Below are 10,322 nucleotides of genomic sequence, written 5' to 3' on the forward strand. Positions count from 1 at the left end.
GCCGGGCCTCAGTGCCCGCGTGTGCGGGGGTGCGGGCCGCACCTTGACCCGGCGGCATGCCCGTCTGCGCCACCTCCCTCACCCCCTCCCGCGTGAGCCGCGGATCCACGGCCGGGGACGGGCTCGCGGGTCGAGCGGGTGTCCCCTGGGGAGTGGGGCTGTAGTTAGCTGTCGGGTCGGTCACAACCCCAGTGGATGATCGATTTCAAGGAGGTGTTTAGCTATCGGCTATGGGCTATCGACTATCGACCATCGACTTCAGCGCCGCTCGAGCCGCATCCACAGGCCTCCTTTGGGGCGGATCGTGACCAGGGGGGCGGCTTCGACGGGCTTCGGGTTGGCGGGGCGCAGGCGGTAGTGCTGGGCGACGGTCGCGAGGATGAGCTGGCCTTCGACCAGGGCGAAGGTGTTGCCGATGCACAGGCGGGGGCCGCCGCCGAAGGGGATGTAGGCGTAGCGTGGGGGGCGGGCGTCCTCGAGGAAGCGCTCGGGGCGGAAGGTTTCGGGCTCGGGCCAGGCCGAGGCCTGGCGGTGGGTGATGTAGGGGCTCAGGACCAGCAAAGAGCCCCTGGGGATGGGGTAGCCGCCGACGGTGTCGGGCCCGGTGGCGCGGCGGGTGATGAGCCAGGCGGGGGGGTAGAGGCGCAGGGCCTCCTCGAAGACGGCGCGGGTGTAGGGGAGGCGGGGGAGGTCGTCCATGGTCGGGGTGCGGCCTCCTAGGACCTGGGCGAGTTCGGCGTGCAGCGTGGCCTCGGCCTGGGGGTGTTGGGCCAGGAGGTGCCAGGTCCAGGTGAGGGCGCTGGCGACGGTCTCGTGCCCGGCGATGATGACGGTGATGAGCTCGTCGCGCAGTTGGCGCAGGGTCATGGGCTGGCCGTCGTCGTCGCGGGCCTCGAGCAGCATGGAGAGCAGGTCGTCGTGGGGCTGGCCCCGGGCCCGGCGCTCCTCGACGAGGCGGTAAACGGCTCGGTCCAGCACGTCCAGGGCTTGCCGGAAGCGGCGGTTGCGCATCGTGGGCACCCAGGCCGGGGGGCCGAAGGGGTTCTGGGCCTTGTGGATCACGTAGTCGAGGGCGGTGAGCGTGGCCTCGACCATGCGCTTGGCGGCGGCCGAGAAGTCGCTGGAGAAGAGGGTGAGCCCCACGATCTCGAGGGTCATCTCCATCATCTCGTGGTCGAGGTCGAGCACCCCGTCCTGCTTGGCCTTCCAGCGCTCCAGCATCCGCAGCGCCGCCCCGGTCATGGCCCCGCCAAAGCCCGCGATGCGCTGGCGGTGAAAGGCGGGCTGGGCCATGCGCCGCTGGCGCAGCCAGAACTCGCCGTCGCTGGTGAGGAGGCCCTGGCCGGTCACCAGGGACAGGTTGGTGAACTGCAGCGTGCGCTTGGAGTAGTTCCTGGCGTTGTCCTGCAGCACGTGCTTGACGGCGTCGGGCTGGGCGATGCTGAAGACGTGCAGGCCCGGCACAGGGATCCGCACGAAGGGGCCGTAGCGCCGGGCGAGCTCGAGCAGGAACTCGAGGGGGTCCTGCTGGAGCTCGCGCAGGCGGGGCAGGAGTTCGCGGGGGGTGGGGCCGGGCACGGCTTGGCGCATCCGTGCCGGATGATAACTCACCCTGCCGCGCCGACTTGGCGCTGGGCTGCAACTCGCCCGTCCCGCGGTCATCAACTCGGATCGGGTCATAGTCTTTGAAGTTCAGCCCTCCATATCATGGGCGGCATGACCGCACGTGAAGCCTACGCATGGCTCGAGAACCACAGCAAGGAATCGGCCTACTTGGGGGCCTTCGGGGCGCTGGCAGGGTGGGACCAGGCCGCCTACACGCCCCGCAAGGGGCACGCGCACCGGGCGAAGATGCAGGGCACGCTGGCGCGGCTGCTGCACCAGCGGGCCACCGACCCCCGCATCGGGGAGATGCTGGCGGTGGTGGAGGGCTCCGAGCTGGTGGCCGACCCTATCTCCGTCGAGGCGGTGAACGTGCGCGAGTGGCGCCGCAGCTTCGACCAGCAGACCAAGATCCCCGAGCGGCTGGCCGTCGAGCTGGCCCAGGCCACCACCGAGGGGCAGGCGGTGTGGGAGGAGGCGCGGCCCAAGAACGACTGGGAGGGCTTCGAGCCGGTGCTGAGGCGCATCTTTGAACTCACCCGCGAGGTCGCCGACGCGCTGGGCTACGAGAAGGAGCGCTACGACGCGCTGCTCGACCAGTACGAGCCCGGCGCCACCGCGGCCCAGATCGAGCCGGTGTTCAAGCGGGTGCGCGAGGCCACGGTCGAGCTGCTGCAGCGCCTCGAGCACGCCCCCCGCCGGCCCGACGTCTCCATCGTGCACCGCCACTTCCCCCGCGCCGCGCAGGAGGCCTTCGCCAAGGAGGTCATCGCGCGGCTGGGCTTCGACCTCGAGGCCGGCCGCCTCGACCCGGTGGCCCACCCCTTCATGATGGGCATCGGCCCCGGCGACGTGCGCCTGACCACGCGCTACTTCGAGAACCACTTCAACCCCGCCTTCTTTGGCACCGTTCACGAGATGGGGCACGGGGTCTACGGGCAGGGCCTGCTGCCCGAGCACTACGGTACGCCGATGGGCCAGGAGATCTCGCTGGGCATCCACGAGTCGCAAAGCCGCACCTGGGAGAACCTGGTGGGCCGCAGCCTGGGCTTCTGGCGCTACTTCTGGCCGCTGGCCCAGCAGCACTTCGAGTCGCTGCGCGACGTGCGCCTTGAAGACTTCCACTTCGCGGTCAACCAGGTCAAGCCCAGCCTGATCCGGGTCGAGGCCGACGAGGTGACCTACAACCTGCACATCATGATCCGCTTCGAGCTCGAGCTCGCCCTGCTGCGCGGCGACCTTTCCTTGAGCGACGCCCCCGCCGCCTGGGACGAGAAGTACCGCGAGTACCTGGGCGTCTCCTCGCCCACCCTGGCCGACGGGGTGATGCAGGACGTGCACTGGTCGGCGGGCCTGATCGGCTACTTCCCCACCTACAGCCTGGGCAACCTCTACGCCGCTCAGCTTTTCCAGCAGGCCGAGAAGGAGCTGGGGGCGCTCGAGCCGCAGTTCGAGCGGGGCGAGTTCGCGCCCTTCCTGGACTGGACACGCCGCAAGATCCACCACCAGGGCAGCCGCTACTGGCCGCGCGACCTGCTGAAGAACGTCACCGGCGAGGACCTCAACCCCGAGTACCTCGTGCGGTACCTGGGCAACAAGTTCTCTGCGCTCTACGGCGTCTGAGGCTTTGCGGATACGCTTCACGGTTGGGGCGGGGCCTTTTTGCTAGATTGGCCCCATGCCTTTGCGAAACTGGATCGTCGCGGCGGCGCTGCTGCTGGGCACGGGGCTGGGAAGCCCGGCCCGCGACCTGCTGCAGGAAGCCCTCAAGCTGCTCGAGACCCACTACTTCGGCTATGCCCCCGCCGACTTCAAGGCGCTGGGCGAGCGCTACGGGCGCGAGCTCGAGCAGATCTGCGCCGGCAACCCCGACTGCGGCCATGAGGCCGGGCGCAGCGTCGTCGCGCGGCTGGTGCGCGGCATCGGGGACGGGCACACCTACTTCCTCACCCCTGAGCGCTACAGGCAGACCCTCGACCGCTTCTCGGGGCGCGTGGACCCCACGCCCGTCTACGGCATCAGCATGGCCGGCTACTTCGACGGCAAGGTGCTCATCAGCGAGGTGCGGCCGCAGAGCGCCGCCGACCTCGCGGGCGTGCGGCCCTTCGACCGGGTGCGGGCGGTCAACGGCGAGGGGTTGCGCAGCCTCGAGGACTTCCGCGCCCGCATCGACACCGACCAGCCGGTGCGCCTGAGCCTGCTGCGCGGGGTGCAGGGGGCCGAGCAGCAGCTCGAGCTCACCCTGCGCCGCCAGCCCTACACCCTGCCGGTGCTCCCCACCCTCTACGTGCCCGGCGGCGTGCCCGAGGGCGTGTTCGTGCTGCGCATCCCCGACTTTGCCGTCTACAAGCAGGTCGGGCCCCGTGTGCACGCGCTGGTGCGCGAGGCCCAGGCCAAGGGGGCGAAGGCCATCGTCATCGACCTGCGGGGCAACTCCGGGGGCGAGGAGACCGAGTGCGAGAGCGCCCCGGGGGCCTTCGTGGGCAACTTCGCCCTCGAGATGCGCACCAAGACCGCCGCGGTGCCCTTCGGCTACGCCGACGGCGCGGTGCTGGGCAACGACCCCAAAGACCCCAACCCCCCCTACCGCCTCGAGCAGCCCGCCCGCTTCACCGGCAAGGTGGCCGCCCTCATCGACCGTTTCACCGCCTCCTGCGGCGAGATCATGGCCTACGTGCTCAAGGAGTTCGGCAAGGTGCCCCTCATCGGGCAGCGCACCGTGGGGGTGATGAACACCGCCACCGAGTTCTGGCCCCTCTCCGACGGCTCGGCCATCGCCATCACCTACGTGCGCACCTTCAAGACCAGCGGCGAGCCCCTGCCCGAGTTCGTCACCCCCGACGTCGAGATGCCCTACGAGCCCGAGGTCATCGCCCGCACCGGGCGCGACCCCATGCTGGAGAAGGCGCTCGAGGTGCTGGGCATCCGCTAGCCGTAAAAACCGTTACCCCGATCACTCGGGGGAACGGAGGTACTGAACGGCGGCCGGAGGCTCATTCCACCGCCGAAGCAGCCTAAGGGGTTGGGGCCTCTGGCTTCGCCTTCAAGGATGGCTAGCTTCTATTGGAAAAACAACGGGGTTCTCGAAGTTGGCGCCCGCGGGCCTGCTCAGCCCGTCACCCTTGCGGGGCGCAGCCTGCGGGCGACCCACAGCCCCAGGCTGATGAGGCCCGCCAGCAAGAACACCAGCACGTAGTCGATGATCGGGATGCGGATCACCTCGTTGACCTTGGCCCAGCCGCGGTCGCTGTAGACGTACGTCACCCCGGCGCAGTAGAGGGCCAGGATGGCCCACTTGGCCCAGTTCTTCAGGCCCAGCCCGTGCATCTGGGTGATGACCAGAATTCCGGCGAAGCCGAAGGCGAACATGGGCCAGATGCCGTTGCCTTGCAGCACCGCCACGATGGTGCCGTGCAGCAGCACCAGGAACTCGAGGCTGAAGGTCCAGTAGCGGTTGAGGTGGGCGCGGGTGAAGAACAGGCTGCCCTGCAGCATCAGCAGGTAGGTGTAGAAAAAGCCCAGCAGGTGCCCGGCGGTGGCGACGGCGGGGTGGAACCAGAAGGTGTAGATCACCGCCCAGGCGAAGAAGTAGCCGTGGTACCTCCGCACGAAGTCCACGACCTGCCGGCTAAGCGGGGCCGGCTTGCCCCAGAACATCCCCCGCCGCCGGTTTTCCATGATCAGCACCAGCACCAGCAGCACGATCACCGAGCCCTGCGAGGAGAAGATCGAGACGTCCTGGGCCAGCCCGTCGTAGAACAAATGGGTCTGAAGCACGTGCAGCACGCCGAAGAAGCCGTTGATCGCCAGGGCCCACACGTTGAAGGGGTGCAGCCCGGCGGTGTAGGCGGGGCGCTGCTTCTGCGCGAGGTAGATGAGGTACCAGATGGCGAGGTTGTGCAGCAGGTAGGGCACCCAGGCCGAGAGGCGGGTGAGGAGGGTGGGGTCGGGGAGCTGCCAGTAGTACCAGGCCGCGCCCCGGTCGGGGAGTAGGGGAACGCGCTCGAGCCGCTCCCCCAGCAGCCAGATGAGGCCGGTGACCAGGGTGCTGAAGGCGACGCCCCACCACAGCGCGGCGCCAGAGCCGAGCGGGGACGGGGCTTGCGAGTGGGCTCGAGGCCGTAGGGGCTGTTGCATGCCCCCGATTCTGCCGCCTTACCGGATGGTTAACCGTGGCAGGGCCTAAATTCTGCGGGCGCGCCCCGGCTCGGGGCGGGGCGTTAAGCTAGAGGGCATGAGCAAGTCGCTGGCCCTCATCGCCCACGACGGCAAGAAGACCGACATGGTCGCCTTCGCCAAGGACCACCGCGCCCTCCTGGCCCGCTACCACCTCATCGCCACGGGGACCACGGGCCGCTTGCTCAAGCAGAAGGCGGGCCTCGAGGTCGAAGCCCTGCTCTCGGGCCCGATGGGCGGCGACCAGCAGATCGGGGCCCGGGTGGCCGAGGGGCGGGTGGCCGCGGTGATCTTCCTGCGCGACCCCCTCGCCGCGCAGCCCCACGAGCCCGACGTGCAGGCCCTCATGCGCGTGTGCGACGTCCATAACGTCCCGCTCGCCAGCAACCTCGCCGCCGCCGAGGCCGTGCTGGCCTGGCTGCAGAGCGACCTCTCCCGCGACGACCTCGAGCCCGAAAGTGTCTGAATACCGAGTGTCAGGTAAGTTGAGTGCTATAGTGTTAGGTATGACGCCGCTCGAGTGGATCCAACACATGCTGGAGGCTAACCGGGAAGCCTTGCGGCAGATGCCTTTCCCTCCCGGCATGGCCGAGTACGTGCAGGAATTGGTGCAGTCCGGCCAGACCGAGCAGATCATCAACCTGATGAAGCTGGGCTTCCTCATCGGCATCCAGCAGGGCGCGGCCCAGGTTCAAGCCGGTGAAGCCCTCACCCAGCGCTCCGCGATCCAGGCGTGAGCCTGGGTCACGGGTTGAACGCTGATAGCCGATAGCCAAACGCCGGGCGCAGGACGCACGACCCGCGCCCGGCGTCGTACGTCCTGCGCCCTACGCCGTACGCAAAACGCCAAACGCCTTGTCACCCCCCCTTAGCAAGGGGGGCCAGGGGGGATATTCCCTGAGCCATACGCCACGAGCCTTTCACCCTCTGCTGACGGCTGATGGCTGACCGCTGACCGCCAACGCCCGGAGCGGTACAATCACCCCCGTGCTGGTGATCCCTGCGGTTGACATCCAACAAGGCCGCGCGGTGCGGCTCTTCGAAGGCAGGCCCGAGCTCGAGACCGTTTACTTCGAGGACCCCCTCGAGGCCGCGCTGCACTGGCAGGCCCAGGGGGCGCGGTTTTTGCACCTCGTCGACCTCGACGCGGCGACGGGGCGGGGAGAGAACCGGGCGGTGATCCGGCGGATCGCCGAGCGGCTCGAGGTGCCCTTCGAGGTGGGGGGCGGGGTGCGGAGCCTCGAGGCGGCCCAGGGGCTGCTCGAGCTGGGCGCGAAGCGGGTGGTGGTGGGCACCGTGGCGGTCAAGCGGCCCGAGGTGCTCACGGCGATGCTCGAGGCCTTCGGGCCGGAGCGGGTGGTGGTGAGCCTGGACGCGCGGGGGCTCGAGGTGGTGGTGTCGGGCTGGGCCGAGGGCACCGCGCAGGACGCGACCGAGCTCGCCCTGCGCACGCACGAGGCCGGGGTGCGCACCCTCATCTACACCGACGTGCGCCGCGACGGCACCTTGCAGGGGCTCGACCTCGAGGTCGTCGCCCGGGTGCGGGAAGCCTGGCCCGGGTTCCTCATCGCGGGGGGCGGCATCGCCTCCGACGCCGACCTCGAGGGCTTGCAGCGCCTGGGGGTGGAGGGGGCCATCACCGGCAAGGCCCTTTACGAGGGCCGGATCGACCTGGGCCGGTGGATCTAGTTCGTTCCCAGGCGAAGCCTCAGGGCCTCGCCCGGCGTTCGCGCCCTGCCCCCCGCCTTTGGCGTTAGACTATCCCCATGATCGTCCTCAACTGGCTGGCCTTTCTCATCGCCCTGGCCGTGGCGGCGGTGAGTTGGGGGCTCTACACCTACCAGCCCGAGCTGCTCCTGGGCACCCCCTGGGGGCCGGTCCACGTGGGCATCCTGCTGGCCGGTTCCTTCGCGCTGGGGGCGCTGGTGATGGCCCTGTACGCCCTGGCCTGGTGGGTGGGGCTGCGCCGCACCCTGGGGCGGCGGTGGCGTGAGCTGCGCCAGGTGCGCAGCGAGGTGGAGAACCTCAAGCGGGCCCAGGTGCAGGAGATCCCCGTGATCCCCGACCGCGATCAGCAGCCCTGAACCATCCCGACCCCGAAAGCCCCGTGCCATGATCTGGAAATTCCGCCCCTGGCCCAAAAGCTCCGAACTCGAGCCCCTGCTCAAGCTGGGCGTCCCGCCCCTGGCGGCGGCCATCTTCTACAACCGGGGCATCCGCACCCCCGAAGACCTCGACCCCCCGCTCACCCTGCTGCCCATCCGGGGCCTGGAGGAGGCGGCCAAGCGCGTGCTGCAGGCCCTCGAGCGCGGCGAGCGCATCCGCGTCCACGGCGACTACGACGCCGACGGGCTCACCGGCACCGCCGTGCTGCTGCTGGGCCTGGGCAAGCTGGGGGCCGACGTCCACGCCTTCGTGCCGCACCGGCTCGAGGAGGGCTACGGGGTGCTGATGGACCGCGTCCCCGAGCACATCGACTCCTGCGACCTCTTCATCACCGTCGACTGCGGCATCTCCAACCACGCCGAGCTGCGCGAGCTCACCGAGAACGGGGTGTCGGTGCTGGTCACCGACCACCACAGCCCCGGCCCGCACCAGCCGCCGGGCCTGATCGTCCACCCCATGCTCACCCCGGAGCTCGACGGCCAGCCCCACCCCACCGGCTCGGGCGTGGCCTTCTTGCTGCTGTGGAAGATCTACGAGATGCTGGGCAAGCCCGCCCCCGTCGAGTACGCCGACCTGGCCTGCATCGGCACGATCGCCGACGTGGCCCCCCTGCGGGGCTTCAACCGGGCGCTGGTGCGGCGGGGGCTCGAGCAACTGCGCGACACCCAGCACCTCGGGCTCAAGGCCCTGGCCGCCGACCACTGCAAGAGCTACACCGCCTCCGAGGTCGCCTTCCGCATCGCGCCCCGCATCAACGCGGCCAGCCGCCTGGGGCGGGCCGAGCTGGCGCTGGAGCTGCTCACCACCGCCGATCCCCTCCAGGCCCGGCCCCTCGCCGACGCCCTCTCCCAGCTCAACGCGCGCCGCCAGCGCATCGAGGAGGAGATGCTGGAGCGCATCTGGCCCACCCTCGACCCCAGCGCCCCCGCGCTGGTCATCGAGGACGGCGACGGGCACCCCGGGGTGATGGGCATCGTGGCGAGCCGGGTGCTCGAGGCCTTCTACAAGCCGGTGTTCATCATCGCCGACGGCAAGGGCAGCGTGCGCAGCACCCCCGGCATCAGCGCGGTGGGGGCGTTGCGGGCCGCCGCCGACCACCTCAAGCGCTACGGCGGGCACGCCCAGGCCGCCGGGTTCGCCATCGCCAAGGACAAGGTCCCGGCCTTCCGCGAGGCCATCTGCGCCTACGCCGCGCAGTTCCCGCCGCCCCAGCCGGTGATCCACCTCGACGGGGCGCTGGAGGGGGAAGACCTCGAGGCCCTCTACGCCGCGCTGCAACTGCTCGAGCCCTACGGCGAGGGCAACCCCGAGCCCTTGTTCTTCCTCAGCGGCAAGCCCGAGGGCGTGCGCACCATGGGCGAGGGCGGCAAGCATTTGTCATTCCGGCTGGGCGGGCTGCGGGTGGTGAAGTGGAAGGACAACGGCGAAAACCTACCCTCCGGCCCCATCGACGTCGCCGCCTGCCTCACCCACAACGACTGGAACGGCTCGCGCAGCCTCGAGCTGCGGGCCCTCGCCTACCGCGCCGCCAACCAGGCCAGGGGCTGGCTCGAGCCCCTGCCCTTCAAGGCGGCTCTGCAGGAGGTGCTGCAGAGCAAGGCCCCGGTCTACGTGGGGAGCGAGGGGGCGAAGTGGTTTGCCGAGCAGGGGGTCGAGGTGGTGAGCCCCGAGGCTGCGGCCTACTGGTTCGCGCTCCCCGAGCAGCCCGTGCGGGCCGAGGGGGTGCGGCTGGCCCTCAGCGAGAAGGCCTTGGCGGCTCTGCGGGCTAAGGCCGAGGCACAGCGGCTCGAGGGCCTCGCCCAGCAACTGGTCTTTGCCTACCAGAGCGGCCAATCCCAACTGCTCGCCGAAACCCTGGCAGTCTGGTGGGAAAACACATCGCTACTGGCTCACGTTTCTTGACTTTTCCTGTGCCAGCATTTCCCTAACCCCACAGGCCAAAGCCTGGGGGAAACGGTATGCACGGTTCTTATGTAAGCTCGGTCGGCCTCGAGGGGCCGCAACTTTCTATAATCGGGCCAACCCCATTCGTTGACCTCTTTTCGTTGGTGTATTCCTGACGACGTGTATCCCTAAAAAGCCATTTGGAGAGGTGTTCGCATGCGCTCATTGATCGGACTAGGGCAGGTTGCCACAGCGGTTCTCGGCCGGGTAGGCATCGGGCAGACGGGCTTGGGGCGGTGGCTGTTCCGGCAGTACCTGGCCCTGTTGCCGAAGGGCGAGACCTGGGTGGAGGTGGGGGGTCAGCGGATGTGGCTGGACCTGTCGGACCGGACGCAGCTGAGCATCGCGCTGGGGAGCCACGAGCGGGCGGCGCTGGCGCGGTTCGTGGGGCTGCTGCGGCCGGGGCAGACGGTGGTGGACGTTGGGGCGAACGT

Annotated in this window: 10 protein-coding genes; 8 read left to right on the plus strand and 2 right to left on the minus strand. The window is 69.6% G+C overall.

Going from position 1 to position 10,322, the window contains the following annotated elements; genetic code table 11:
• Positions 1-258: 258 nt before the first annotated feature.
• Positions 259-1,590: a cytochrome P450 gene (locus MEICH_RS0111910; protein ID WP_036218532.1), complete on the minus strand. Its 1,332-nt coding sequence runs from the start codon at positions 1,588-1,590 to the stop codon at positions 259-261.
• A gap of 126 nt (positions 1,591-1,716) precedes the next feature.
• On the opposite strand from MEICH_RS0111910, the gene MEICH_RS0111915 reads away from it, so the two are divergent.
• Both MEICH_RS0111915 and MEICH_RS0111920 read left to right on the plus strand, forming a co-directional pair.
• Positions 1,717-3,225 (plus strand): carboxypeptidase M32, encoded by a 1,509-nt coding sequence (locus tag MEICH_RS0111915; RefSeq protein WP_027892801.1) that lies wholly within the window; start codon positions 1,717-1,719, stop codon positions 3,223-3,225.
• Between the two features lie 55 nt (positions 3,226-3,280).
• The gene (locus MEICH_RS0111920) at positions 3,281-4,534 is read left to right on the plus strand and encodes a S41 family peptidase (RefSeq protein WP_027892802.1); all 1,254 of its coding nucleotides are present in this window, start codon (positions 3,281-3,283) and stop codon (positions 4,532-4,534) included.
• Positions 4,535-4,710: 176 nt separating this feature from the next.
• Here MEICH_RS0111920 and MEICH_RS0111925 read toward each other — a convergent pair whose 3' ends face one another.
• Positions 4,711-5,739: a hypothetical protein gene (locus MEICH_RS0111925; protein WP_218916401.1), complete on the minus strand. Its 1,029-nt coding sequence runs from the start codon at positions 5,737-5,739 to the stop codon at positions 4,711-4,713.
• A gap of 97 nt (positions 5,740-5,836) precedes the next feature.
• Between MEICH_RS0111925 and mgsA the strand changes: the two genes are divergently transcribed.
• From mgsA to MEICH_RS29360, 6 genes are all read left to right on the plus strand, one after another.
• Positions 5,837-6,244, plus strand: a complete 408-nt coding sequence (gene mgsA, locus MEICH_RS0111930; RefSeq protein WP_027892804.1) for a methylglyoxal synthase — start codon at positions 5,837-5,839, stop codon at positions 6,242-6,244.
• A gap of 40 nt (positions 6,245-6,284) precedes the next feature.
• A complete protein-coding gene (locus MEICH_RS0111935) occupies positions 6,285-6,515 on the plus strand; it encodes a hypothetical protein (protein WP_027892805.1) in 231 nt (76 codons plus the stop codon).
• A gap of 250 nt (positions 6,516-6,765) precedes the next feature.
• Positions 6,766-7,467 (plus strand): 1-(5-phosphoribosyl)-5-[(5-phosphoribosylamino)methylideneamino]imidazole-4-carboxamide isomerase, encoded by a 702-nt coding sequence (gene hisA, locus MEICH_RS0111940; protein WP_027892806.1) that lies wholly within the window; start codon positions 6,766-6,768, stop codon positions 7,465-7,467.
• Between the two features lie 77 nt (positions 7,468-7,544).
• Complete coding sequence (locus MEICH_RS0111945) at positions 7,545-7,862, plus strand: lipopolysaccharide assembly protein LapA domain-containing protein (RefSeq protein ID WP_027892807.1); 318 nt, start codon at positions 7,545-7,547, stop codon at positions 7,860-7,862.
• A gap of 28 nt (positions 7,863-7,890) precedes the next feature.
• Positions 7,891-9,846 (plus strand): single-stranded-DNA-specific exonuclease RecJ, encoded by a 1,956-nt coding sequence (locus MEICH_RS0111950; RefSeq protein WP_027892808.1) that lies wholly within the window; start codon positions 7,891-7,893, stop codon positions 9,844-9,846.
• Between the two features lie 270 nt (positions 9,847-10,116).
• Positions 10,117-10,322 (plus strand): hypothetical protein (locus tag MEICH_RS29360; RefSeq protein WP_218916402.1); only part of this gene is annotated, 206 nt, incomplete at its 3' end.

This window comes from Calidithermus chliarophilus DSM 9957, from assembly GCF_000430045.1.
In the GTDB taxonomy this organism is placed as follows: domain Bacteria; phylum Deinococcota; class Deinococci; order Deinococcales; family Thermaceae; genus Calidithermus; species Calidithermus chliarophilus.